The sequence below is a fragment of the Achromobacter sp. EG18 genome (assembly GCF_059759395.1).
The window spans coordinates 492,239-514,019 of record NZ_CM186213.1; the positions used below are offsets into that span (position 1 = coordinate 492,239).

General features: G+C 66.5%; 22 protein-coding genes, 1 tRNA gene and 1 pseudogene. 14 read left to right on the plus strand and 10 right to left on the minus strand.

The genetic code is table 11. From position 1 onward, the window contains the following. Positions 1 to 184: 184 nt before the first annotated feature. Positions 185 to 1,477: an MFS transporter gene (locus AC6CR5_RS02375; RefSeq protein WP_024068571.1), complete on the plus strand. Its 1,293-nt coding sequence runs from the start codon at positions 185 to 187 to the stop codon at positions 1,475 to 1,477. After that, entirely contained in the window at positions 1,474 to 2,862 is a 1,389-nt protein-coding gene (locus AC6CR5_RS02380; RefSeq protein WP_024068572.1) for an amidase, read from the plus strand. Before AC6CR5_RS02375 ends, AC6CR5_RS02380 begins: the two co-directional genes overlap by 4 nt. Positions 2,863 to 2,869: 7 nt before the next feature. Here the strand turns inward: AC6CR5_RS02380 and AC6CR5_RS02385 are convergent, their stop codons facing one another. Continuing rightward, positions 2,870 to 4,261 (minus strand): lysozyme inhibitor LprI family protein, encoded by a 1,392-nt coding sequence (locus tag AC6CR5_RS02385; RefSeq protein ID WP_054514134.1) that lies wholly within the window; start codon positions 4,259 to 4,261, stop codon positions 2,870 to 2,872. Positions 4,262 to 4,444: 183 nt separating this feature from the next. Here AC6CR5_RS02385 and AC6CR5_RS02390 point away from each other — a divergent pair, with 183 nt between their 5' ends. The 3 genes from AC6CR5_RS02390 to AC6CR5_RS02400 are packed head-to-tail and all read left to right on the plus strand — an operon-like array spanning position 4,445 to position 6,391. Further along, a complete protein-coding gene (locus AC6CR5_RS02390) occupies positions 4,445 to 5,143 on the plus strand; it encodes a MarC family NAAT transporter (RefSeq protein WP_006386414.1) in 699 nt (232 codons plus the stop codon). Then, the gene (locus tag AC6CR5_RS02395; protein ID WP_006386413.1) at positions 5,127 to 6,191 is read left to right on the plus strand and encodes an Lnb N-terminal periplasmic domain-containing protein; all 1,065 of its coding nucleotides are present in this window, start codon (positions 5,127 to 5,129) and stop codon (positions 6,189 to 6,191) included. Before AC6CR5_RS02390 ends, AC6CR5_RS02395 begins: the two co-directional genes overlap by 17 nt. Further along, entirely contained in the window at positions 6,188 to 6,391 is a 204-nt protein-coding gene (locus tag AC6CR5_RS02400; RefSeq protein WP_054438901.1) for a hypothetical protein, read from the plus strand. Before AC6CR5_RS02395 ends, AC6CR5_RS02400 begins: the two co-directional genes overlap by 4 nt. On the opposite strand, the gene AC6CR5_RS02405 is transcribed toward AC6CR5_RS02400, so the two are convergent. Both AC6CR5_RS02405 and AC6CR5_RS02410 read right to left on the minus strand, forming a co-directional pair. Continuing rightward, positions 6,379 to 7,080: a YoaK family protein gene (locus AC6CR5_RS02405; RefSeq protein WP_052102861.1), complete on the minus strand. Its 702-nt coding sequence runs from the start codon at positions 7,078 to 7,080 to the stop codon at positions 6,379 to 6,381. The genes AC6CR5_RS02400 and AC6CR5_RS02405 overlap by 13 nt on opposite strands. 123 nt (positions 7,081 to 7,203) lie before the next feature. Continuing rightward, positions 7,204 to 7,968, minus strand: coding sequence for a sulfite exporter TauE/SafE family protein (locus tag AC6CR5_RS02410; RefSeq protein ID WP_006386411.1), 765 nt, complete (start codon positions 7,966 to 7,968; stop codon positions 7,204 to 7,206). Between the two features lie 341 nt (positions 7,969 to 8,309). Between AC6CR5_RS02410 and AC6CR5_RS02415 the strand changes: the two genes are divergently transcribed. From AC6CR5_RS02415 to AC6CR5_RS02445, 7 genes are read left to right on the plus strand one after another with little or no spacing between them, the layout of a single operon-like run. Further along, the gene (locus AC6CR5_RS02415) at positions 8,310 to 9,299 is read left to right on the plus strand and encodes a methyltransferase (protein ID WP_238920392.1); all 990 of its coding nucleotides are present in this window, start codon (positions 8,310 to 8,312) and stop codon (positions 9,297 to 9,299) included. A 31-nt stretch (positions 9,300 to 9,330) separates the two neighbouring features. Further along, complete coding sequence (locus AC6CR5_RS02420) at positions 9,331 to 9,585, plus strand: acyl carrier protein (RefSeq protein WP_054482462.1); 255 nt, start codon at positions 9,331 to 9,333, stop codon at positions 9,583 to 9,585. 15 nt (positions 9,586 to 9,600) lie between these two features. After that, a complete protein-coding gene (locus AC6CR5_RS02425; protein ID WP_238920393.1) occupies positions 9,601 to 10,494 on the plus strand; it encodes a diiron oxygenase in 894 nt (297 codons plus the stop codon). 14 nt (positions 10,495 to 10,508) lie between these two features. Next, positions 10,509 to 11,465: an NAD(P)H-dependent flavin oxidoreductase gene (locus AC6CR5_RS02430; protein WP_006386407.1), complete on the plus strand. Its 957-nt coding sequence runs from the start codon at positions 10,509 to 10,511 to the stop codon at positions 11,463 to 11,465. A gap of 57 nt (positions 11,466 to 11,522) precedes the next feature. Beyond that, positions 11,523 to 12,308, plus strand: coding sequence for a class-II aminoacyl-tRNA synthetase family protein (locus tag AC6CR5_RS02435; protein ID WP_006386406.1), 786 nt, complete (start codon positions 11,523 to 11,525; stop codon positions 12,306 to 12,308). Next, positions 12,309 to 12,692: a thioesterase family protein gene (locus tag AC6CR5_RS02440; protein WP_054438909.1), complete on the plus strand. Its 384-nt coding sequence runs from the start codon at positions 12,309 to 12,311 to the stop codon at positions 12,690 to 12,692. Next, entirely contained in the window at positions 12,667 to 13,185 is a 519-nt protein-coding gene (locus AC6CR5_RS02445; RefSeq protein ID WP_006386404.1) for a 4'-phosphopantetheinyl transferase family protein, read from the plus strand. Before AC6CR5_RS02440 ends, AC6CR5_RS02445 begins: the two co-directional genes overlap by 26 nt. A 117-nt stretch (positions 13,186 to 13,302) precedes the next feature. Here AC6CR5_RS02445 and AC6CR5_RS02450 read toward each other — a convergent pair. The 4 genes from AC6CR5_RS02450 to AC6CR5_RS02465 all read right to left on the minus strand — a co-directional run bounded on the left by AC6CR5_RS02450 (position 13,303) and on the right by AC6CR5_RS02465 (position 14,950). After that, positions 13,303 to 13,378: transfer RNA gene (locus AC6CR5_RS02450), tRNA-Ala, on the minus strand. A gap of 70 nt (positions 13,379 to 13,448) precedes the next feature. Then, complete coding sequence (gene xth, locus AC6CR5_RS02455; protein ID WP_006386403.1) at positions 13,449 to 14,231, minus strand: exodeoxyribonuclease III; 783 nt, start codon at positions 14,229 to 14,231, stop codon at positions 13,449 to 13,451. A 96-nt stretch (positions 14,232 to 14,327) separates the two neighbouring features. Further along, positions 14,328 to 14,639, minus strand: coding sequence for an addiction module antidote protein (locus AC6CR5_RS02460; protein ID WP_054508121.1), 312 nt, complete (start codon positions 14,637 to 14,639; stop codon positions 14,328 to 14,330). Then, positions 14,636 to 14,950: a type II toxin-antitoxin system RelE/ParE family toxin gene (locus AC6CR5_RS02465; RefSeq protein WP_054505594.1), complete on the minus strand. Its 315-nt coding sequence runs from the start codon at positions 14,948 to 14,950 to the stop codon at positions 14,636 to 14,638. Before AC6CR5_RS02465 ends, AC6CR5_RS02460 begins: the two co-directional genes overlap by 4 nt. Positions 14,951 to 15,372: 422 nt before the next feature. Between AC6CR5_RS02465 and AC6CR5_RS02470 the strand changes: the two genes are divergently transcribed. Next, entirely contained in the window at positions 15,373 to 18,714 is a 3,342-nt protein-coding gene (locus AC6CR5_RS02470; protein ID WP_269877686.1) for a DEAD/DEAH box helicase, read from the plus strand. A 28-nt stretch (positions 18,715 to 18,742) separates the two neighbouring features. On the opposite strand, the pseudogene AC6CR5_RS02475 reads toward AC6CR5_RS02470, so the two are convergent. The 3 genes and pseudogenes from AC6CR5_RS02475 to AC6CR5_RS02485 form a co-directional block, all read right to left on the minus strand. After that, positions 18,743 to 18,859, minus strand: a pseudogene (locus AC6CR5_RS02475) (SDR family oxidoreductase); the annotation flags it as partial. Beyond that, positions 18,850 to 19,008 (minus strand): SDR family NAD(P)-dependent oxidoreductase, encoded by a 159-nt coding sequence (locus AC6CR5_RS02480; RefSeq protein WP_233639359.1) that lies wholly within the window; start codon positions 19,006 to 19,008, stop codon positions 18,850 to 18,852. The gene AC6CR5_RS02480 and the pseudogene AC6CR5_RS02475, both read right to left, overlap by 10 nt. 106 nt (positions 19,009 to 19,114) lie before the next feature. Next, positions 19,115 to 19,918: a FadR/GntR family transcriptional regulator gene (locus AC6CR5_RS02485; RefSeq protein WP_020927258.1), complete on the minus strand. Its 804-nt coding sequence runs from the start codon at positions 19,916 to 19,918 to the stop codon at positions 19,115 to 19,117. Between the two features lie 329 nt (positions 19,919 to 20,247). Here AC6CR5_RS02485 and AC6CR5_RS02490 point away from each other — a divergent pair, with 329 nt between their 5' ends. Next, positions 20,248 to 21,681 carry an aldehyde dehydrogenase family protein gene (locus AC6CR5_RS02490; protein WP_026382705.1) on the plus strand — a complete coding sequence of 478 codons (1,434 nt, stop codon included), beginning with the start codon at positions 20,248 to 20,250 and terminating at the stop codon, positions 21,679 to 21,681. Positions 21,682 to 21,781: the final 100 nt, after the last annotated feature.

The following is a 21,781-nucleotide window of genomic DNA, read 5'->3' on the forward strand; positions in this document are numbered from 1 at the left end:
CTGGAGGATACACGCACGAATACCGTCCCAGGGCCTTAGGCGGCAACCTAGGGTTTACACGGTGTCGATTTTTGCGTTCGGAGCCCTTAGCATTGCGCAACCCAAACGTTTGGGTAAATCGACTGGATTGATCGCAATGACACTTGAATCCCGGAACTCGCGGTTCCGTTACCGAATTTTCACCATGGTCGTGCTGCTGGCACTGATCAACTACATCGACCGCGGCGCCATGTCCTACGCCGCCGCGCATATCACCGGCGAATATGGCCTGGATCGCGGCGACTGGGGCGCCGTGCTGGGCTACTTCGGCTATGGCTACATGGTCGGCGCGCTGTTCGGCGGCATGCTGGCCGACCGCTACGGCCCGCGCAAGGTCTGGATCGTGGCCGGCGTGACCTGGTCGATCTTCGAGATCGCCACCGCCTGGGCCGGCGACTTCGGCCTGGCCTTCCTGGGCGGCTCGGCGCTGGCCGGCTTTGCCACCATCCGCATCCTGTTCGGCGCGGCCGAGGGGCCGGCGTACTCCATCATCAACAAGACCATCGCCAACTGGGCCACGCCGCGCGAACGCGGCTTCGTGGTCGGCTTCGGCCTGCTCAGCACGCCGCTGGGCGCGCTGCTGACCGCGCCCGTGGCGGTGGGCCTCTTGAGCCTGACCGGCAGCTGGCGCGCCATGTTCTACATCCTGGGCGCGGCCGGCCTGCTCGTGCTGGTGCTGTTCATGCGCATCTTCACCGACCGGCCCGACACCAACCCGCGCGTGTCCCCGGCCGAACTGCGCGAGATCCAGGCGGCGCGCGCCGAGCAGGCGGCGGCCGGGCAGGGCGGCGACGCGCCGGCGCTGCCGTGGTGGAGCTTCTTTCGCAGCAAGACGCTGGTGCTGAACACCCTGGGCTATTTCTCGTTCAACTACGTCAACTTCCTGCTGCTGACCTGGACTCCCAAGTACCTGCAGGACACCTTCGGCTACAGCCTGTCCTCGCTCTGGTACATGGGCATGATTCCCTGGACCGGCGCCTGCGTCACGGTGCTGCTGGGCGGCCGCATCTCCGATATGCTGGCCAGGCGCACCGGCAACCTGAAGATCGCCCGCAGCTGGTTCGCCGCCGGCTGCCTGCTGGCCACCACGCTGTGCTTCCTGCTGGTGTCGCAGGCGCAGTCGGTGTTCGCCGTGATCGCGCTGATGACGCTGGCCAACGCGCTCAACGCCATGCCCAACTCGGTCTACTGGGCCGTGGTGATCGATACCGCGCCCGCCAGCCGCGTCGGCACTTTCAGCGGCCTGATGCACTTCTTCGCCAACATCGCCTCGATCCTGGCGCCGACCCTGACCGGTTACCTGGCGGCGCGCCACGGCTATTCGGTCATGTTCGTGGCCGCCTCGGTCGCCACGGCGGTCGGCATGATCGCCATGTTGCAGGTGCGTCCGGGCGTCGGCCCGCGCCTGCCCGCCAACTACCAGGGAGCCACGCGATGAATCCGCAATCCAACCCCGTTCCGGCGCTGGCCGTCGAACCCGGCTTTTTCGCCGGCCGCACCGTGGCCGAACTGCAGGACGCCATGCGCCAGGGCGCGCTCGACGCCGAAGCGCTGGTGCGCCACGCGGCGGCGGCCATCGAGCGCCTGAACCCGCAACTGAACGCCTTCGTGCACGTGGACGCCGACGCCGCCCTGGCCGCCGCCCGCGCGCTGGACGCCGAGCGGGCCCGCGGCCAGGTGCGCGGGCCGCTGCACGGCATCCCCGTCGCCATCAAGGACAACGTCGATACCGGCGACATGCCCACCACCATGGGCGCGGCGCACTTCCTTGGGCACCGGCCCGCGGCCGACGCCGACTGCGTGGCGCTGTTGCGCGCGGCGGGCGCCATCGTCATCGGCAAGACCCTCACGCATGAATTCGCCTACGGCCCCACCGGCGACCGCAGCGTCCAGGGCGCGGCGCGCAATCCGTGGCGCACCAGCCAGATCACGGGCGGCTCCAGCGCCGGCAGCGGCGCCGCGGTGGCCGCGGGCATGGTGCCGGTGGCGCTGGGCACCGACACCGGCGGCTCGGTGCGCGTGCCCGCCGCGCTGTGCGGCGTGGTCGGTTTCAAGCCGACCCATGGCCGCGTGTCGGCCCGCGGCGTGTTCCCGCTGGCGCCCAGCATCGAGGATGCCGGCGTGCTGGCCAACAGCGTCGAGGATGCGCAGGTCTTCATGCAGGCGTTGTCCGGCGGTGCGATCGGCGCCTATGCCGAGGCGGCCGATCCCGGGCTGGCCGCGCCGCGCATGATGTGGGTGCCGAACGCGCCGTTCGCCATCGAGGATGCGGCCGTCACGGCCCGCGCCCGCGCGCTCGCCGAAGGCTTCGGCGGCGTGTTGGTAGACGGCGCCGAGGTCACGCGCCACGCTCGCGCTTTGCAGGCGGCGCTGGGCGCCATCCAGCGTTCGGAAGCCTATGAAGTGCACGCCGAGCGGGTCGAGGACGAACCCGGCAAGTTCGATCCCGAAGTGCTGGAGCGCCTGCGCGCCTCGCGTCCGGTGCAGGGCTGGGAATACGTCCGCGCGCGCAACACCCGCGAGCGGTTGCGCGGCGTGTTCGCGGGCATCTTCGAGCGGGTCGACGTGCTGGCGTTGCCGGCGGTGGCGATCACCGCGCCGGCGCTGCAGCAGCGCAGCGTGGCCGGCCCCGGCAGCGCCGCCGTGCGCGAGACGCTGCTGGGCCTGACCAATCCGTGGAACCTGCTGGGGCTGCCGGCCATCGCCTTGCCGGCCGGCTTTGTCGACGGCATGCCGGTGGCGTTGCAACTGGTGGCCGCCGAAGGCGCCGACGCGCGCCTGCTGGCGCTGGCGGCGCGGCACTGGCGCCGGCCGGGGGGCTGACCGCGGGCTACGCGCCGTTGTCGCCGACCACGGGGCCGATGCCGGCTTCGACGCCGACGGCGCGGCGCCTGCCGTGCAGGTCGAAGGATTCCTGCCGGTCTCCGGGCGCGGGGTCGCGGATCCAGATCTGCGCCGACAGTCCCGACTTGGCGCTGTAGTCGCCGAACCAGTCCACCACCCGACCCACGTAGCAGCGCGGGCCGGCCTGCACCGTCACGTCGGCGACGGTCTCGTAGCTGTAGTGGCCCGGCCCGAAGCCGAAGTAGGCGCCGCTTTCGTCCTGGGCGGCGCCGGCCGGCACGGGACACAGCGGCTTGCGGCTTGGCGCGTCGCCCCAGGCGCGGTCGGCGGGCACGGCGGCCACGGCGCGCGTCAATGCCGCGTGCAGCGTCTCGTCCAATGTCCTGACCGTGCCCTTGTCGCTGTTCTTCTGCTGGCGCGGCACCGACAGTTCGTAGCGGTAGCGCACCGTCAGCGTCGGCACCTCGCCCACCCGGCGCAGCGGCCGCAGCAGATGGAGCCGGTCTTCGCCGTAGGCGCCGACGCGGTAGACGGCGTAGACGCGGTCGCGCAGCCGGATCCAGTCGCCCGACTGGTTGGCGCCGCGGCCATTGATCGTATAGAGCGAGGCGCCGGCGTCCGGCGCGCCGCTCAGGTCGGCCGGCAGGAAGCGGTCGCCGTCGCGGCGCAGGGCGCTGACCTCCGAGAACAGCCCGGTGCCGCCGATGTAGCTGTCTAGCACCAGGTCGCGGCGGCCGTCGCCGTCCAGGTCCAGCAGCAGGTAGGAGACGGACCCTTCTTCGGCGTCGGATTCCAGGTCCGACGCCAGCACGGCGGCCCATTCGTCCTCGGTGACACCCGCCGGGCGGGCGGCGGGCAGGCGCGCCGGGCCGTCGCCGTCCGCCGCGCGTTCGTTGTGGATGGCGCTGGCCTCGGCCTTGAGCGAGCGCGCCGCCAGCACGGTTTCCACGGCAAATTCCGGATTCGACTGGCGCGCGGCCTCGATCGCCTGGCGCAGGTCTTCCAGCGCCAGGCGATCGATGTCGTCGGGGCGATAGGCCAGCGCGCGGGACTGCTGCGCCTGCAGTTGCGCCAGGCGGGTGTCGTAGCGCTGGCGCAGGCATTCGGCATCGCTGCCGCAGGCGTCGCGCTGCTTGAGCCAGCCGCGTTGCGCCTGGCGCAGCGCCTCGTTCTGCCCGGGCTGCTGGGCGGCGCGCAACCTGGCATAGGCGGCGCCGAGCTCATCGTCGAGCCGGTACAGCGCGGCATCGGCGCACAGCGTCTTCTCGGTGGGCGTGCGCGCCCGCGCGCAATCCATGCCGGCCACGGCGGGCGCGGCGGGCAGGGCGAACAGCAGGGACAGGGCGGCAAGCCAGCCGCGCGGGCGAAGGACGGTCACGGCGCAATTCCTCTAGGGATCGTGGCCGGCGGCCACCCGGGCAGCATGGTACCGGAGCGCGCCACCCGGTAAATACGGATGTTTGCCTTTGCTTACATTACACTGTGCGGTGTAGCGCGGTCGATGACGCCGGACGCGCGCGTTGTTCGTCCCTCCCGATCCGCCGTTTTCTCCTTCGCCGCGATGATTGATGATCTGGTTCAATTGGGCAAGCTGGTCAGCCTGGGCCTGGCGCTCATGCTGCCGCTGGCCAATCCCCTGACCTCCATGACCATGCTGCTGTCCCTGGGACAGCACATTCCCTACAAGGAGCGCGAACGCCAGATCCGGCAGGCCGCCTGCTATGTGGTGGGCATCATGCTGGTCACGTACTACGCCGGCGCCTGGATCATGGCCACGTTCGGCATCTCGATCCCGGGCCTGCGCATCGCCGGCGGACTGATCGTGGTCAGCATCGGTTTCACCATGCTGTTTCCGTCGGCGGCCAGCGCCGCCAGTGACGAGCGCGAGGCCGACGTCGCCGCCGATGTCGCGATTCACCGCCAGGTGCCCAACATCGCTTTCGTGCCATTGGCGCTGCCGGGCACGGCGGGGCCGGGCACCATCGCCATGATCATCAGCGCGGCTTCGACCGTCGGCGGCGAGACCGCCAGCCAGTATCCCGCGTGGACCATCGCCGTCACGCCGGTCATCGTCTTTTCGCTGCTGGGCCTTTTGTTCTGGATCTGCCTGCGTTCGGCCGGCCGCATCGTCGCCCTGATCGGCAACGGCGGGGTCGAGGCCATCTCGCGCATCATGGGTTTCCTGCTCGTGTGCATGGGCGTGCAGTTCGTCATCAACGGCGTGCTGGAAATCGTGAGCCAGCATGGCGCCGGTGCCTGACGCCACCCGCGCCGGCTGGGCCAGGCGCGGCCTGCGGCTGCTGGGCCGGGCCGCGCTCAGCCTGCTGATGCTGTTCTCCATCGGGTGGGCCTGCCTGGCGTTCTGGTATCAGGGGCCGGGGGCCGTCTGGGCCAAGGCGGTGCTGATGCTGGCCTGGGTCGCGCTGGGGCTGTATGCCTTGCTACGGCTGTGGCATGGCGTCGGTCGCTTGCGCCGCCGGCCCGCGTTGTGGGCCTACCTGTTGGCCGTGATCGCGCTGGCGGCCTGGTGGCAAGGCATCGCGCCCTCCAATGACCGGGTCTGGGCCGACGACGTGGCCCGCACCCTGCGCGGCAATGTCGCGGGCAGCATCGTCACGCTGGACAATGTGCGTGACTTCAAGTGGCGCTCGGACAGCGATTACACGCAGCGTTGGGAAACCCGGGTCTACGACCTGAACGACCTGCGGTCGGTCGACATGGTGCTGTCGTACTGGGACGGCCCCGCCATCGCCCACACCCTGGTCTCGTTCGGTTTCGCCGATGGCCGTCACGTGGTGTTCTCGGTCGAGATCCGCAAGGAGCGCGGCGAACAATTCTCGGAACTGGGCGGCTTCTTCAAGAAGTTCGAGTTGAGCGTGGTTGCTGCCGACGAGCGCGACGTGCTCTACGTGCGCGCCGGTCCGCGCGCCGAGAATGTCTACATCTACCCGGTGCAAATGCCGGTCGATGCCATGCGCGAACTGTTCCTGTCGTACGTGCGCACCGCCAACGAGCTGGCGGACACGCCGCGCTTCTACCACACGGTCACCGCCAACTGCACCACGCTGGTCTACCGCATGGTGCGCGCCATCGTACCCGGCCTGCCGCTGGACTACCGCATCCTGTTGTCGGGCTACCTGCCCGAATACCTTTATGAGCAAGGCGGACTCGATACCCGGCTGCCACTGCAGACGCTGCGCGAGCGCGGCTTCGTCGGCATTCCGCCGATCCTGGGCGAGGATTCGATCGGTTTCTCGCGGTCGATCCGCCGTCACCTGCGCGCCGAACCGGCGGGGGGAGCGCCATGATCTCGCTGCGCGCCGTATGGCTGGCCCTGCTGCTGGGCGTACTGGTGTTCCTGCTGATGCGCACGCCCGGCGTGCGGCTCTATGATGCCATTGCCCGCCGCTTGCGCGGCCGGCGGGCCGGCCAGACGCCACGCGATCCGCGGCCCCAGGGCAAGGGCGCACAGGCCCGGCGCGCCAGCCAGGCGCGTCAGCCGGGGTAGGGGCGCGCCAGCGCCTGTCCCGCCAGCGACACCAGCGGCGGCAGCGCGAAGGCCCACAGCCCGATCGACACGTGCAGCAGCGCGGCCGCGCCGCAACCGATCGCGAACGCCAGCACCGCCCGTCCCATGCGTCCCATGCGGCGCCTGGCCGCCTCGTCGGCCTGGCCGCGCGCGGCGTCGGCCAGGTCCAGCATGATCTGCGTGGTGGTGCCCGTCATCAGCGTCGAGGGCGGGGCCGCGCCCAGGTGCACCCGATGCACCGCGTTCTGGATCGACATCGCCAGCACCAGCGTCATGCCGGTGGCGAACAGCCCCCAGCTGTCGCCCGGGGCAAACGGCCCCAGCGCCAGGGCCAGCGCCGCGGCCACGCACAGCAGCAGCGTCTTGGCCGTGAGCAGCCGCATGAACGCCGGCTTGCCCGCGTCGCGTCGCGCCTGCCCGTAAAGCCGCGCCAGGAACACGCCCAGGCAGAACATCGGCAGGGCCGCCAGCTTGGTCCAGGCGCCCGAGGCGCCGTTGCCGAGCGCGTAGCCGATGGTGACGAAGTTGCCGGTCACGTGCGCCGAAAACAGGCCGTGCAGCGCGATGAATCCAAGGGTGTCGACATAGCCCGCGTTCAGGCTCAGGAGCAGCGGCAGGCGCTCGTCGGTGGAGGCGGCAGCGGGAACGGTGGTGGCGGGCGCGGACATCGGTGTTCCATCCGGGTGACGGCAGAGTGCCTACCGTTGTATCGCAGTTGCGGCGTTCACGCACGCAGGACGATGTTCCGATGACGCCGGCGATCCGCTCAGGCCGGCGATGGCGCGGGGCGTTCAGAACCAGTACTTCGCCGCATAGATCACGGTCATGGCGGCGCCCGTGACGATCACGAACGCCCGGATGGCCGAAGCCGGCAGGACGCGTATCAAGTGGCCGCCCAGGTAGCCTCCCGCCAGCGCGCCGGCCAGCATGCATAGCGTGGCCGGCCAGTGCACCGAGCCCTGCACGATGAAGATGACGATCGCCGCGGCGGTGACAAACGTGGCCAGCAGGTTTTTCAGTGATTTGATGGCGCGCAGGTTTCCGGGATCCGTGATGGAAATCACCGCGGTCAGGATCACGCCCAGCCCGGCGCCGAAAAAGCCGCCATACACGGAGGCCAGCGCGATCGGCAGCACGCCGCGCGCGGGACCGTCCTGCGCCTGGCCGCCGCGTCGGCGCGCGCTCCAGGCCTGCACCTGGGGCGCAAAGGCAAACAGCAGGGTGGCGAACGCGATCAGCGCCGGCACCGGCAGGATGAAATAGGCGGGGGGAATGGCGAGCAGGATGAATGCGCCCAGCGCGCCGCCCGCGGTGGTGGCGATCGATAACAGCCAGAAGCGCCGATCGGGAGCGGGCAGATTTTCACGATCCGCCAGTGCCGCGAGGATATGGCCGGGTGATATGGCTACCGCGCTGGAGGCATTGGCGATGACGGGCGGCAGGCCCGCCGCCACCATCGCGGGAAAGGTAATCAAGGTGGCGCCGCCCGCCAGCGCATTGATGACGCCGCCCAGCGTGCCCGCGCCGGCCAGCAGTGCCGCGATGGTCCACTCCATGCCCACACCTCTTCGTTAAACAGCGTTTATGGTCTACATAATGGACCAAAAAATATCGGGTGAAATTTATTATTGCCTATTTTCTTCGTGGGTATAGAATGCTCGAAAATTAAATAATAAATAATGGTCCAGAATATGGACCATTGAAGACACTCCGGCGACGCCTTTTAGCCGCCCCGCAAGATCGCTGTCAACTCCCAGGATGGCGCATGCGGCCGGATCTCCATCGGCTTTGCGTGCATACATCCTGATCGCTGGTTTCCAACTCCGTCCCCGGGGTTGTTGCGTGTTCACCTGTCTGGCCCGTCGGGCCATCACCGTTGAATCAGGAGGGAATCTCGATGGATGTGAGCTTCATGGCGTTTTCCCGGTTGGCATTCGGGCATTGGGAGGGGCAACCCTTGTATGCCCTGGCCGAGCTGGGGATTGCCCAGCGTTTGGCTGAACCCCGTACCTGCGCCGAGCTGGCTCGGGAAATCGGTTGCGAATCCGAGCCACTGGAACGCTTGCTGGACTGCGCGGTCGCGCAAAAACTGCTGGCATGCGACGGCAAGCGCTACGCCAATACCGATCTCAGTGCGCGTTTTCTCACCGAAGACAGCCCCGAATCCCTGTTGTGCTGGCTGCGCGTCATGGCGCGCTGGAAACAGCCCTGGACGCAGCTGGCCGAGGCGGTGCGGCGAGGCGAGGCGGTGGACAACCAATCCAAGTGGCTGGGCGAGGACCCCCAGTTCATGCGTGACTTCATTCTCGGCATGCATCAGTTCGCGTCCCGTTCGGGCCCCGCGTTTGCGCAGGCCCTGCAAGACGTGCCCATTCGCCACCTGGTGGATGTGGGCGGGGGCGCAGGCACGTATTCCATTGCGTTGTGCGCGGCGCGGCCCGACGTAACCGCGCAGGTTCTGGATCTGGCGCCGGTTGTCGAGATCACGCGCGAAACCGTGCGCGCTGCCGGCCTGGCGGACCGCGTGAGCGCCAAGGTGGCCGATTATCGGCAGGACGGCTTTGGCGAGGCGGCCGACGCGCTGCTCTTTTCGAACGTGCTGCATCAGGAGAGCGCGCAGGTGTGCCGATCGATGCTGGACCGCGCAAGGCAGGCATTGCGCCCGGGCGGAACCTTGTTGGTGCAAGGCTACTTCCTTGCCGAGGACCGGCGCGCGCCGCTGTTCACCACCTTGCACAACCTGTCCGCGCTGGCGTTGTGGGATGGCGGGCGCAGTTGGACGGTGGGCGACATGCAGGCGCAGATCGCGGCCGCCGGATTTGAGCGCCAGGCCGTGCTGCGCCAGGAGAGCAGCGGGTTTTGCCTGCTGTCGGCCGTCAAGGTCTGATGCGTTATCCACCCATTGAACCGGAGTCCCTATGTCCACACAGACCGTCACCGATACCGATACCGAAGCCGAAGTGATCGCCTGGCTGAAGGAAAACCGCAATGCGCAGATCGAAGGCATCAAGGAGAAGAACCTGATCGAAGAGCGCATCCTGGACAGCATGCAGTTCCTGGATTTCATCATGTTCCTGGGCGAACTGGTGGGGCGTGATGTCTCGACCGCCATCACCGTCGACGACCTGCGCACGGTGGATGCCATCGTCAACTTCGTCCAGGCACAGCGCTAGTCCAAGGAACCCGCCATGACATTCGACTACTCAAGAATCGACCGCCTGAAGACGCTGTCCAAGGGGCGTTCGCATGATCCCTACGAGCGTTTCGAGTGGCCCGCCCATATTCCGGATGACCAGCCCTGGTGCAGCAATGACTTGCTCACCACCTATGGAACGCCCCTGCAGGAGCAACTGGACGCCGCGCAGCAGATACGGCTCAGCAAATGGGAGGCGGTCAATTTCTTCAGCCTGAACGTGCACGGCATCAAAGGAGTGCTGGGCTTTGTCAGCCGATGCATCTATGAAGAGCGCTATGCCGATGTATCCGAATACCTGCATATCTTCATGGGCGAAGAGAACTTCCATATGTGGTATTTCGCCAAGGCCTGTCTCGATTATGCGGGAAAAATATATCCGTCCATTCAGTTGCAGGGCGATGCGCAGGCGTCCACGCCAGAGCTGGATGACTTGTACATGTTCGCCAGCACCCTGATCTTCGAAGAGTTCGTCGACTACTACAACCACAAGGTCGGCACCACGGACGGCATCACCGAGATCCTCAAGCAGATCAATTACCAGCATCATGTGGACGAGTCCCGCCACGTGTCCTTCGGCCGGGAAATGGTGCCGCGCCTGTACCAGCTGGCCTTGGAGCGCAGCGGCGATCCCGACGCGACGCGGGCGGAGGTGGCGCGCACGGTGACCAATATGTTCCGGTACTTCATCAGCCTGATGTACAACCCCGCCGTCTATGACGACGCCAAGATCTACGAGCCGCTGGGGTTTCGCAACGGCAACGCCATGCGCAACGCGCTGCGCTCGCATCCGGCGCGCAAGGCCGTCCACGAGCAATGGTTCAAGCGTAGCGCCGCCTACTTCACCAAACAGGGGCTGGTGACGGACCTGAACCTGGCCGCGCTATAGGGCGGAGGCACACCATGGCGCAGATTGCCAGCAGTTCCAAGGTGGAAGCGCTTTTTGGCGCGCGCTTGCCCATTCTGCAGGCCGGCATGGGCGGCGTCGCGCAGCCGGAGCTGGCGGCCGCCGTGTGCGAGGCGGGCGCGTTCGGCATGATTGGCCTGTATCGCCACACGCTGGACGAAATCGGCGTGTTGCTCGCGCAGACCGCCACGCTGACCCGGGCGCGCTTTGGCGTGAATCTGGTGCCCTTCGTGCTGGACGCGGACGCGTTGCTCGACCGGCTGGCTTTCCTGGCGGACCGTCCGGAGCGGCCGATCGTGACCTTCTTCGGTCTGCCGGATGCCACCGTGCTGCGGGCCTTGCCGGTCGGGATGGAATATGGCGTGCAAGGGGGAAACTGGGACGAGCTGGAAGCGGGGTTCGATGCCGGTGCGCGTTTTGGCGTATTGCAGACCACGGAAGCGGGCGGCCATCACCTGGGTTCGACCGCGCGCGAGCAGGCGCTGGACCAGGCCGCCCGCCATGGCGTCGACAAGCGCATGGTGTTCATAAGCGGCGGCATCAGCAACGCGGTGGAATTGCGCCAGGTGATGCAGGCAGGATTTTCCGGCGTGCTGTGCGGCACGGTCTTCGCGGCCACCCGGGAGTCCGCGGCGCACGAGCGCTACAAGCAGGCGATCGTGAACGCCACGCCCGGCGATACCGTGGTCACCGACCGCTTCAGCGTGGGGTGGCATACCCATCGCCACCGGGTCATCCGCAATGCCAGTTGCGAGGAGTCGCTGCCGGCGGGCGTCATCGGCTCTGCGTATTACTTTGGAAAGCGTTATCCCATCCTGCGGTACAGCGTCGCGGTGCCCACCGTCCACACCGAGGGTTTGATCGAGGACATGGCGTTGTATTGCGGCACGTCCTGCAAGGACACGCATTCCATCCGAACCGTGCGGCAGGTGCTGGCTGACTTGACGTCGTAAGGCTTGGTCCTGTCCGCATTCTTCAAGTGCTTTTAGGGCTTTCCAGGAGATTTCATCGTGATCATCGAAAAGCAATGGCACCAGGTAAAGACCGTGCTGCAGGGCAAGCTGGACGACATATTCTCGATTGCGCCCGACGCCACCACGGAATTCGACAGCTTGCTGGCCCATGAAGAGATCAATGCACTGGGTTACGTGCGTAATTTCCCGCACCTGACCTGCGTCATGTGCTCGATAGAGCAAGGGGAGTTGCTGGGGTTCGCGCGCGGCCAGCGCAAGCTGGACCAGGATTTCAAGGCGCTTGTCGCCGACGTGGCGCTGTTGCCGGCGACCTGCTACAAGGTCTATCTGGGGTTGCAAGGGCAGCATCTGGACGGGGCGCGCGTGGAATCCTGCATCGCGCGTTGCTTCCGGCACGAGGACAAGGCGTTGGATCGTTACCGTGCCTTTAATTTCACCATGAAGGAATACGTGTACCTGGGCACCGCGGAGGGCGCGCAGGCGCACCTGGAAGCGGGTTACGACCGCCTGTTCTCCTTGTTCGCGCAACTGGGGATCAGCGCGGGTTGTGAAGAAGCCAACGATCCCTTCTTTGATTCAGGCAGCGCCGTGGCGCGCCTGTCGGCGCTGACGCCCACCAAGCGTGAACTGGTGTTCGACGGCCACGCCGTGTCTTCGCTGAACTATCACCGCAACTACTTCGGTGAAAAATTCGATATCCGCCTGGCGGGCAACTTCGTGCATACCAGTTGTGTCGCGTTCGGGTTGGAGCGCTGGATCTCCATGTTCAAGGATCGTTTCGGCAACGCGGCGGATACGCTCGCCGCGCTGGAGCGCGCCTAGATGGATCGCCCGACGCTACAGGCGCAGGCGCTGTTTCAGACAGGCCAGCAGTTCCAGAAAACCTGCGTGGTCGATGCCGCCGCAAGCGCGTTGAGCTATGGCGGAGACCTGGACGTGCTGGCCACCCCGGTTATTGTCTATTGGATCGAGTCTTATGCGACCGAGTGCATCCGGTTGGCGGGCGGCGGGCGTTGCGGGTCGGTCGGACACGCGGTCAGCGTGCGGCACGTGGCGCCCGCGCATCCGGGCAGCGCGGTGCGGCTGACGATCACGGTGGCGGCCATGTTCGGCAATTCCCTGCGGTTCAGCGCGCACGCCGTGACGGGCGATGCCGACACCCTGATCGCGACCGGCACGCATGACCGTACCCTCGTCGAGCTTTGACGTCACGGTGGCGCTGGGCGCTTTGGACCCGGCTCTTTCCGGACGGGCCGCGCGCACGCGCTTGGGCAAGCCGTACCTTCCCGGCCTTGCCGGTTTCGGCGTGAGCGACAGTGCCGGCATGCAGGCGCGGCTATACGCCAACCGCAAGTATGTGGGCATAGACATCGAGCATCTGGATCGGCCCGATCTGGCCGTCCGCCAGCAGCGCCTGGCGGCGTGGCTGGCGCGGCGGGATCGCGTCGTGGTGGATTTCCTGGCCGGCTGGGTCGCCCGCGAGGCTTGCGCGAAAAGCGTGGGGCTGGGGCTGCTGCATGCGCTGCCGCGCCTGTCCATCACCGGGGCGAGGCCGCTCGGCCTGGGCGGGGCGGAAATCGGCCTGGTATTCAGCCGCTGGAGCTTCGTCGCGCGGTGCGAGCGGGTCGGCAGAGTGCTGCTATGCGTGTGTTACCGGCAGGAATACGGCAGGCCCCGCATCTCCTTGCTGCAGTCTTGAATCCGCGGGCCGCGCCCGCCGCAAGGCCAAAAAAAACAGCGCCAAACAACAACGCCAAACAAAAAAGCGCCCTAAGGCGCTGTCTTGTACTTTCCCAGATCGCTCTGGAGCTTGAATTGGTGGAGCGGAGGAGGATCGAACTCCCGACCTTCGCATTGCGAACGCGACGCTCTCCCAGCTGAGCTACCGCCCCAAATCAAGCAAGAGCGCAACTATACAGGAATTTCCGCGCGCCGTGCAAGCCGGTGCGCAAGATTTTTGGCTCAATCGAACGTCAGCGTGGCCACCACCGGCGCGTGGTCGGAAGGCTGCTCGTTGCGGCGCGGTTCCTTGTCGATGACGCAGGCGGTGCAGCGCTTGACCAGCGGCGGCGACAGCAGGATGTGGTCGATGCGCAGGCCGGCGTTGCGGCGGAACGCGAACTGCCGGTAATCCCACCACGAAAACGACTTCTCGGGCTGCTCGAACAGGCGGAACGAGTCGGCCAGGCCCAGGTCGATCAGGTCGCGCAGCGCCTGGCGCTCGGGCTCGGAGACCAACACCTGGCCTTCCCATTTCTCGGGATTGTGCACGTCCTCGTCGGCCGGCGCGACGTTGTAGTCGCCCAGCACCGCCAGGCGCGGGTACTGCTTGATCTCGTCGGCCAGCCAGGCGCGCATGGCGGCAAACCATTCGAGCTTGTAGGCGTACTTGTCCGAGCCGACCGATTGGCCATTGGGGCAATAGGCGCAGACCACGCGCACGTCGCCGTCCGCGCTGGGGAAGGTCAGCGCCAGCACACGCTGCTGCGGGTCTTCGTAGGTGGGCAGGTTGCGCACCATGGACGTGCCGGGCACGCGCGACACGATGGCAACGCCGTTGTAGGTCTTCTGGCCAGCCCAGACCGCGTGGTAACCGGCCTCCTTGAAGGCGGCCTCGGGGAACTTGTCGTCGGTCAGCTTCAGTTCCTGGATGCAGAGCACGTCGACGGGATTGGCGGCCAGCCAGTCCAGCACCTGGGGCAGGCGCACGTTGAGGGAGTTGACGTTCCAGGTGGCGAGTTTCATGGGGAAGATGCAGCTTATTGTTTTAGAGGGTTGGGAGGGATTCTCTAGGAAATCCTGGCTTCCGGCTACTGGTCCGGCCACGTTCGTCATACGTGCCTAGGCCGGATGCTCGGCCTGGACGACGAGACGCACGCCCAGTGCCTTGCAGACCTTGGCGATGGTGTCAAAGCGCGGGCTGGCGCCTGCGCGCAGGGCCTTGTACAGGGATTCTCGGCCAATGCCGGTAGTCTCGGCAATTTGCGTCATGCCACGAGCGCGCGCGGCAACTCCCAGCGCCTGGGCAAGCTCACCGAAGTCTCCGTCCTCGATCACCTGCGTCAAGTAGGCGGCGATGTCCTTGTCGTCGCGCAGGTAACGCGCGGGGTCGAAGGTGGGCAGTTCGGAAATCTTGATCGCTTTCTTGCTCATGATTGGTCTTCTTCGTCGTTTCTCAGGGCCCGCGCCAATTCCTTGGCGTGTTTGACGTCACGGCTTTGCGTGCCCTTCGTACCGCCGCCCAGCATGACGATCAGCACGTTGCCCCGTTCGGCGTAATACATGCGCCAACCAGGGCCAAAGAACTCGCGCATTTCGCTCACGCCCTCTCCGACCGGTTTCACATCGCCCAGCAAACCCCGCGCGGCCTTTTCAAGCCTGCGGATCAGGCGGGCTCGCGTAGCCGGGTCTGTCAGGGTGTCGAACCAAGCGTCGAACTCTGGCAGCGGCTTTATGTGGTACATGATTATTGTATTCGATCGGATACTATTTTGACAAGCGGATCGGCGAAGTGATGCCGGTGCTTGACGTGCGCGACATGCCTGCGGGTAGTGCCCGGATGCGTCGCGCGTGACTCGAGGCGTGGCGAATGAGCGAGCCGAGGCGCTGAACCTTCAGGCATTAAGGTCGTGTCAGCAGTCTAGCAAGGGGAGCAGGAGGCTTGGCGAGTCGGCACCTTCTGTACGTCCGAAACCATGGGAAGCATCGACGGGCAGCGCTTCACGCATGGTTCACTCTTTTCTGCAATCTGTGTGAACGAAAAAGCGTGCCCGGCCGAACCGGAAGCCACCGCATTCGTACAAATTGTTATCAATTTGTATAATTTTTCAAACGCCAATATCCGACCTCCATCGGAAGTTCCGCAGTCCTGAAAGAGAACAAAACAATGGCAGAACAACAGCAGGGCCGGCAGCCTGCAATATCTCAAGCACCGCAAATACTAGGGTTCTGGCGCGCCGTCGAGGCGTGCGTCCCGCAAAAGGCCGAGAAAGCCAACCCCGCCCACCTCACCGAGCCTGTCTACCGATTACGCGCGGACGAGTCCTTGCCCTGGTTCGATCCGAAACACCAGGCCAAACGCATTGCACCGCGCCTTGCCTGGCGCTACACGCTGCAGGCGGGGCTCTACGATATCGAGCGGTTTGCGGCATCGCTGGAAGTCAAGCTTGGTTCGCACGAGGATGTGTTCGACGAGCGCCGTCCCAGTGGCCAAGCCCGTCTCTTTGACCTGGCTTTCGACGAGGACGGCTATCCTCTGCCGCAGAATTTCGTGCTGTCCCTGGCGTGTTGGGCGGCAGGGCAGATCCTGCATTACCCTGACGGCATCGCGGTGCTGGAAGACGGTGGCAGGATCGTCACGACCGGCTTGCCAGAGGCCAACCCGGAGATCCCGAGTCCGAACAGCGGCTATGCGGGCTTCGACATGCTGGTCCGCCGACTTATCCAGTGGCTCGTTGACGCCACGGCCGCGGCCCGAGAGGAAAAAGCGCCGCCCACCCGTGCCTGGCTCGATGCGTTGAGCGGGCGCATTGCCGCCTTGTGTCTACTGCCCGAGGGGATGATCTCGGCGACCCACGTCGCCAAATGCGTCCAGGTCAAGAGAGCCGAAGCGACGGGCGATCAGGGCGCGTCCGATCCCCAGCCGGGCGATGATCTGCTGAATAGTTTCTTTGTTGGCGATCTCAACGCGCTCAGCCATGCCTGGACCAATGGCAATGTCGGGAAAGGGCTGGCCGAGTATATCCAGGCGGTGGCAAGGGTGGATCCCGCGCGCGTGGATCTGCGCGAGGCACATGGGGTGGCGACTGCCTTCGCGGCGTTGAATCCCGCGGCTTTTCCTGCGGGCAGTTGGCCTTCGGATCATCCGCTTGCGTTCAGCCAGCAACTGGCCGTCAACGAACTGTGGCGCCAGCTCGAAGCCAGGCCTGGAATTTTTGCGATCAATGGACCGCCGGGCACGGGCAAGACCACCTTGCTACGCGATGTGGTGGCGGCGGTTGTCACTGCGCGCGCGGCGCACCTGGCGCGGTTGGGAGGGCAGGCCTTTGCCGGGCGGACGAAAAAGAAGCTGGGTGAATTCTGGTGCAACTATCGACCGTTGCACGCTGACCTGAGCGGGTTCGCCATCGTTGTGGCCTCCGCCAACAACGGCGCGGTGGAGAACATTTCGCTGGAACTGCCTGGCATCAAGGCCGTACCCGCCGATGCGGTCGGGCGCAGTGCGCATCCGGATGGTTATTACAAGTGCCTGGCCGGCAACGTCCTGGGCAATGTCGCCTGGGGCCTCCTGGCCGCGCGCATGGGATCGAAGGCCAACCGCGGCGCGTTCATGAACAGCTTCTGGTGGAAGAATCCATCAGGCGTCCATTCCAGGAAGAATCAGCCGGACGCGCAAGACGATCCCACGCAAGCGGCGCTTCTGGCTCGGTGCGACGCCAATCCCTTTGCTGAGGGTGGGGAAGGGCTACGCTATCACCTGAGCCGGATCATCGAGGGCGGGCGCAAGCCAGCGATCGGTTGGACACAGGCCGTGGCCCGGTTCGAACAGGCGCAGGAGGCCGAGCGTCAATGCCGAAGCGTCCTGGAGGCGAGCGCGAGACTTCCGGAGGCTGCCCTCAAGGCGCGCGCCCAGGCCGAGGAACTGGAGCGTGGCGCGCAAACTATCCAGGCCGAACTCGCGGCGCGACAAGCCGCGCTGCCGACGCTACAGGAGCGCGTCGACAACCTGCAAGCGCGGATGGCCGGCGTGCTCAAGCAGTGTGCTGCGGCGCAAGCTGAATTGGCCAGCCACGATCGGGCCAGGCCAGGATTGCTGATCTGGCTTTCGACCTGGGGACGCTCACACCGCGAATGGTGGAACAGGCGCAACCAGATCGATGCCCAAGTCAGGCAATCCAGGGCCGATCACGATGCCCTGGCCCCAGAGTGCAAGAAGGCCAAGGCCACTCATCAGGAGGCGGCCGGTGGGGATGAGAGGCTGAGGTCGGCCTTGCGGCAAAAGCAGGTCGCTCATCAGGAAGCACTGGGCCGGCTTGAAGCGGCCAGACACGCATGTCGGCAGGCGATGCAACGCTTGGGGACGCACTGGCCGCAATCGAGCGCCGATGACGCCGTCCGCGAATTGTCTTCGCCCTGGTCGACGCCGGCTTGGCGCCGCGCGCGGCAAGATCTGTTTCTGGCCGGACTGGATGTGCATCGTGCTTTCATCGAGTCCCATCCCCAGGAGATCATCGACAACCTTGGCCTGGCTTCGAACTGGCTCCAGGGTAAGGGCATGCCCGAAGACATGGCGCGCGTGGCGCTCGGTAGCCTCGCACTCGTGGTGCCGGTGATTTCCACGACCTTCGCCTCGATTCCTCGCATGTTCCATTCGCTTGGGCGGGAGTCGATCGGCTGGCTTTTGATCGACGAAGCCGGCCAGGCATTGCCCCAACAGGCCGCCGGCGCCATCTGGCGCGCGGCGCGCACTGTCGTGGTGGGCGATCCCAACCAGCTTGAACCCGTACTGGGCATGCCGGCGGCGGTCGAGGGCGCATTGGCTCGGCACTATGACGTATCTCGGGATTGGTGGCCCAGTTTCACATCGGCGCAGCGCCTGTCGGATCAGAGCATGTCGATGGGGACCTGGCTGCCGGGCAAGGAGAACGGGAAAGTCTGGGTCGGATCGCCTTTGCGTGTACACCGCCGTTGCGATGATCCGATGTTTTCCATCAGCAACGACATTGCTTATGACGGGCTGATGGTTCAAGGGAAATCGCCGTCCGCCCATTCGTGGCCGCGTTGCCATTGGATCGACGTGCGCGCGCAAACCAGTGCGGGCAATTGGGTGCCTGAGGAAGGGGAGGCTGCCAGGAAGCTGTTGCGGTCGTTGCAGGCTGAGCACCAGGTCGCGCCCAAGGACATTTTCCTGATCTCGCCGTTCAAGGATGCGGCAACGCAACTGCGCGCGATGGCCAGGATGCTGGGACTCGATCCAGCCAAGACCGGGACGGTGCACACGACCCAGGGCAAGGAGGCCGAAGTCGTTATCCTGGTGCTGGGCGGCAATCCCCAGCGCCCGGGCGCCAAGGATTGGGCCGCGCAAAGCCCCAACCTGCTCAATGTGGCGGTCAGCCGGGCCAAGGCCCGCCTGTATGTCATCGGCGATCGTGCCGCCTGGCGCCAACACCCTTATTTCCGCGTCCTGGACCAGCGTCTTGGTGTCGACAGCGAGGCGCCCTCGCATTGACCACATTCGTCGACGCGACGCGGCCGCCTCACCCCTTCACCAGCCCCCCATCCACGATCAAATTCTGTCCCGTCACCGCGCGCGACCACGGGCTGGCGAAGAACAGCACCGCGTCGGCGAACTGTTCCGGCGTGGTCACTTCGCGCCGCGCGCCGCGGCTTCGCTGTTCAGGTAGTTGACGACGACCCGCGCGCCTTCGCGCAGGAAGGCGCGCGCGATGGCCGCGCCCAGGCCGCGGCTGGCGCCGGTGACGATGACGAGTTGCTGGTCCAGGGGGAGGGCGGTGCTGGGCATGGCGGTGATCAGGCAGGAAAACGGGCGATGAATCGGATGGACAGGGTGAAGCGGAAAGGGCCGGCGCCCGGAGGCTATCCCGGCGCGACGTCGCAAGAAGGGTGGTTCACTGTTCCGAGCCGCTGTTGAGCATGCGGCTGCGGGCCTTCTCGATGTGGGCGCGCATGATGTTGCGGGCACCCTCGGCGTCCTGTTCGCGGATCAGCCGATAGATCTGGCGGTGCTCGTCGATGGCGGCGCGGGTGCGCTTCCAGGGTTCGCTGTGCACCAGGTGGCGCATCACGTTGACGGCATGGCTGACGTCGTACTCCAGCGATTTGAGCACCTGCACGAAACGCTGGTTGCCGGTGGCCGCCGCGATGGCGCGGTGAAAACCGTAGTCGTGGTGGTGGGCGATGGCGCCGGCCGCATCGGCGGCCTCGTAGCCGGCCAGCATGCGGTCCATTTCGGCCAGGTCGTCGTCGGTGCGGCGCAGGGCGGCCAGATAGGCGCATTCCGGTTCGATCACCATGCGCAGTTCCAGGCCTTCCAGGATGTGGCCGACGCGGCGCGCCGGGTCGACCGCGGGCATGCCGCCCATCAGGTCGGGCTTGGCCCGCACGTAGCTGCCCGAACCGCGCATCGACTCGACCAACTGGTCTTCGCGCAAGCGGTCCAGCGCCTGGCGCACCACCGGCCGCGATACTTCGAACAGCGCGGCCAGTTCCAGTTCGGTCGGCAGCTTGGCTCCGGGCGCGATCTTGCCGGTGGCGATGGCGTAGAACAGGCTTTCGTAGACCCGCTCGGCGAAGCGTTCGGCGCGCACGTAGCCCAGGCCCGAGGCCACTTCGGCCAGGACGTCCAGCTCGGGCCGCGGCCGGCTGGCCGCGGTGAGCAGCTTGTCCAGTTGCGGATCGCGCACCTTGCTCATTGCCTTGCTCCCATGGCGCGAACGCCGGGTTTGTTAATGGTCATGACAAATCGGAAAACGGCTGTCGGCGTTGGAGCGCATGGCGGCATGGCGTGGGACCCTAGGGATAACCCGAGTCGGCATCAAAATATCCTGAAGCTTGGGATAAAAGCTGTCAATTCAATTGACAAGTTGCGAGGCGCTCCCTTACCTTGGACGCATCCTTATAACCACACCGCGCGCCATCGACGCCCGGGTGGCGCGATCCGGCTGCACCGGGCGCGCCAGGAGACCCCCGCATCCGCGCGTTCCGCAACCGGCCAACCGGCCGTTACTTTACTCCGCACACCGTGACTCAGAAGAACTTTATCGCCAATCAATGGGTGCCCGCCGCCAGCGGCGAAACCATCCCCGTGCTGAACCCGTCCGATGGCAAGGTGTTCGAGGCCATCGCGCGCTCGGGCGAGGCGGACGTGGACCGCGCCGTGGTCGCCGCGCGCCAGGCCTTCGAGGGCGAGTGGGGGCAGATGGCCCCGGCCGCCCGCAGCCGCCTGCTGATGCGCATCGCCTTCGCGCTGCTCGACCGCCAGGAAGAACTGGCGCAGCTGGAGTCCGCCGACACCGGCAAGCCGATCAAGCAGGCCCGCGCCGACGCCGCCGCCGTGGCGCGCTATTTCGAGTTCTATGCCGGCGCGGTCGACAAGCTGCACGGCGAGACCATTCCCTACACCCCGGGCTTCACCGTGCTGACCGTGCGCGAAGCGCATGGCGTGACCGGCCACATCGTTCCCTGGAACTACCCGCTGCAGATCTTCGGCCGCAGCGTCGGCGCGGCGCTGGCCGCGGGCAACGCCTGCGTGGTCAAGCCGGCCGAGGACGCCTGCCTGTCGCTGCTCAAGTTGGCCGAGATCGCCGCCGAGGTGGGCCTGCCCGCCGGCGCGCTGAACATCTGCACGGGCTATGGCCACGAGGCCGGCGCGGCGCTGTCGGCGCATCCCGGCATCGACCACATCTCGTTCACCGGCTCGCCGCAGACCGGCAAGATGGTGGCGCACGCCGCCGCCGAGAACCACGTGCCGGTGACGCTGGAGCTGGGCGGCAAGTCGCCGCAGATCGTGTTCGACGACGCCGACCTGGACGCCGCCATGCCGGTGCTGCTGGCCGCCATCATCCAGAACGCGGGCCAGACCTGCTCGGCCGGCAGCCGTGTGCTGATCCAGCGCGGCGTCTACGAGAAAGTGTTGGCGCGCCTGGGCGAGGCGTTCGCGGCCACCGTCACCGGCCCCGCCGCGCAGGACCTGGACGTCGGCCCCCTGATCAGCGCCCGCCAGCACGACCGCGTGCGCGGTTTCCTGGCCGAGGCCGAAGCCGAGGGCCTGAAGGTCGCGGCGCGCGGCCAGCTCAAGGACGGCGCGCCCGACAGCGGCTTCTACCAGCCGCCGGTGCTGTTCCGCGACGTGCCGCCCAAGAGCCGCCTGGCGCAGGAAGAAGTGTTCGGCCCGGTGCTGGCCGCCATGGTGTTCGACACTGAGGAAGAAGCGCTGGAAATCGCCAACGGCACGCTCTACGGCCTGGTGGCAGGCGTCTGGACCCGCGACGGCGGCCGCCAGCTGCGCCTGGCGCGCAAGCTGCGCGCCGGCCAGGTGTTCGTCAACAACTACGGCGCCGGCGGCGGCGTGGAACTGCCGTTCGGCGGTTCGCGCCAGTCGGGCTACGGCCGTGAAAAGGGCTTCGAGGCGCTGTATGGCTTCACCACCCTGAAGACCATCGCCATCCGCCACTGATCCGGCGGCGGCCGGGCGTGCCGCCCCGGCAGGGGCGGGCGCCCGGTGGCAAAATATCGGTTACCTTTGATGTTTTGCCAGGGGCGCCACGCCCCGTATC

Bases quoted from the DNA above. Each gene is read 5' to 3' on its own strand.
- AC6CR5_RS02375 (WP_024068571.1), top strand. From the start codon at position 185: ATGGTCGTGCTGCTGGCACTGATCAACTACATCGACCGCGGCGCCATG.
- AC6CR5_RS02380 (WP_024068572.1), top strand. From the start codon at position 1,474: ATGAATCCGCAATCCAACCCCGTTCCGGCGCTGGCCGTCGAACCCGGC.
- AC6CR5_RS02390 (WP_006386414.1), top strand. From the start codon at position 4,445: ATGATTGATGATCTGGTTCAATTGGGCAAGCTGGTCAGCCTGGGCCTG.
- AC6CR5_RS02395 (WP_006386413.1), top strand. From the start codon at position 5,127: ATGGCGCCGGTGCCTGACGCCACCCGCGCCGGCTGGGCCAGGCGCGGC.
- AC6CR5_RS02400 (WP_054438901.1), top strand. From the start codon at position 6,188: ATGATCTCGCTGCGCGCCGTATGGCTGGCCCTGCTGCTGGGCGTACTG.
- AC6CR5_RS02405 (WP_052102861.1), bottom strand. From the start codon at position 7,080: ATGTCCGCGCCCGCCACCACCGTTCCCGCTGCCGCCTCCACCGACGAG.
- AC6CR5_RS02410 (WP_006386411.1), bottom strand. From the start codon at position 7,968: ATGGAGTGGACCATCGCGGCACTGCTGGCCGGCGCGGGCACGCTGGGC.
- AC6CR5_RS02415 (WP_238920392.1), top strand. From the start codon at position 8,310: ATGGATGTGAGCTTCATGGCGTTTTCCCGGTTGGCATTCGGGCATTGG.
- AC6CR5_RS02420 (WP_054482462.1), top strand. From the start codon at position 9,331: ATGTCCACACAGACCGTCACCGATACCGATACCGAAGCCGAAGTGATC.
- AC6CR5_RS02425 (WP_238920393.1), top strand. From the start codon at position 9,601: ATGACATTCGACTACTCAAGAATCGACCGCCTGAAGACGCTGTCCAAG.
- AC6CR5_RS02430 (WP_006386407.1), top strand. From the start codon at position 10,509: ATGGCGCAGATTGCCAGCAGTTCCAAGGTGGAAGCGCTTTTTGGCGCG.
- AC6CR5_RS02440 (WP_054438909.1), top strand. From the start codon at position 12,309: ATGGATCGCCCGACGCTACAGGCGCAGGCGCTGTTTCAGACAGGCCAG.
- AC6CR5_RS02445 (WP_006386404.1), top strand. From the start codon at position 12,667: ATGACCGTACCCTCGTCGAGCTTTGACGTCACGGTGGCGCTGGGCGCT.
- xth (WP_006386403.1), bottom strand. From the start codon at position 14,231: ATGAAACTCGCCACCTGGAACGTCAACTCCCTCAACGTGCGCCTGCCC.
- AC6CR5_RS02460 (WP_054508121.1), bottom strand. From the start codon at position 14,639: ATGAGCAAGAAAGCGATCAAGATTTCCGAACTGCCCACCTTCGACCCC.
- AC6CR5_RS02465 (WP_054505594.1), bottom strand. From the start codon at position 14,950: ATGTACCACATAAAGCCGCTGCCAGAGTTCGACGCTTGGTTCGACACC.
- AC6CR5_RS02470 (WP_269877686.1), top strand. From the start codon at position 15,373: ATGGCAGAACAACAGCAGGGCCGGCAGCCTGCAATATCTCAAGCACCG.
- AC6CR5_RS02480 (WP_233639359.1), bottom strand. From the start codon at position 19,008: ATGCCCAGCACCGCCCTCCCCCTGGACCAGCAACTCGTCATCGTCACC.
- AC6CR5_RS02485 (WP_020927258.1), bottom strand. From the start codon at position 19,918: ATGAGCAAGGTGCGCGATCCGCAACTGGACAAGCTGCTCACCGCGGCC.